This is a genomic window from Mesorhizobium sp. M4A.F.Ca.ET.090.04.2.1 (assembly GCF_003999085.1).
GTDB lineage: Bacteria > Pseudomonadota > Alphaproteobacteria > Rhizobiales > Rhizobiaceae > Mesorhizobium.
The window spans coordinates 1-1,141 of the sequence record NZ_RZOT01000893.1; the positions used below are offsets into that span (position 1 = coordinate 1).

The following is a 1,141-nucleotide window of genomic DNA, read 5'->3' on the forward strand; positions in this document are numbered from 1 at the left end:
GCGCCTCGGTGTTCCAGAATATGCCGCAGTTCGTCGGCGAGCGGGTCAGGCCGCAGCTGTCGCGCATCTCGATCGCCAAGGGCTGGAGCCGCATGTTCGGCGTGCAGGGCCTTGTCGAGTTCCTGAAGTCGCTGGGCAAGCTCGGCTTTGCCGTCGTCGTGCTCGGCTTCACGTTGTCGGAGGACCACCGCAGGCTGCTAGCCGGCATGATCACCAACCCGGTCGCCTTCGGTCTCGTCATCAGGAGCATCGCCGTCGACATATTGGTGGCGATCGTTTTCGTCATGGGGCTGATCGCGGTGGCCGACTTTGTCTGGTCGCGCTTCCACTGGCGGCGCGACCTGCGCATGAGCAAGCAGGAAATCAAGGACGAGATGAAGCAGTCCGAAGGTGATCCGATCGTCAAGTCGCGGCTGAGGTCGCTGGCGCGTGATCGTGCGCGGCGGCGCATGATGACGGCGGTGCCGCGCGCCACGCTGATCATCGCCAATCCGACGCACTATTCCATCGCGCTGAAATACGTCCGCGAGGAGGATTCCGCGCCCATGGTGCTGGCCAAGGGCCAGGATCTTGTGGCGCTCAAGATCCGCGAGATCGCCAGGGAGCACAACATCCCGATCTTTGAGGATGTGGCGCTCGCGCGCTCCATGTACAAGCAAGTTTCGGTTGATAGCGTAATCCCGTCGCAATTTTACCAGGCCGTCGCCGAGCTGGTGCGGATCGTCTATTCGAAAAAGGCTGAGCGCAGACTGACCTCATGAACCGGCAAGCTTACGCAAAATCCCGCGAGATCATCGTCGCCAACGCCATCGAGCAGGTGATCACCGAACTCAGGCTGATCGACGTCGCCGACTATATCGCCTTCATCCGGCTCGAGCATTTCGCCTGCCTGTCGGATCTGGTGGATTCGGCGGCCGAACTGTTCTTCATGCCGGGCACGCTCAGGCTCGGTCACGGCGGCGAAGCCCATGTCGACTGGAGCGGCAGTCCGCGCATCGTGCTCGACCTCGAGCTCAGGCCACCCGGCGTGACCGTCTATTTCCAGCTGACGTTGAGCGGAGACAAGGACCATGTCGTGGTCAACTACGTGTCGTTCGAAAAGCCCGGCGAGAATCCCGAGCACAACACCGCGCTCCTGGAA

2 protein-coding genes are annotated in these 1,141 nt (G+C 61.9%); both read left to right on the top strand.

The window, feature by feature from the left end:
• Positions 1-761, top strand: a 761-nt coding sequence (locus EN781_RS32945; RefSeq protein WP_127400745.1) for an EscU/YscU/HrcU family type III secretion system export apparatus switch protein, incomplete at its 5' end; no start/stop codon positions are given.
• Positions 758-1,141 (top strand): hypothetical protein (locus EN781_RS32950; RefSeq protein ID WP_127400746.1); only part of this gene is annotated, 384 nt, incomplete at its 3' end. The genes EN781_RS32945 and EN781_RS32950, both read left to right, overlap by 4 nt.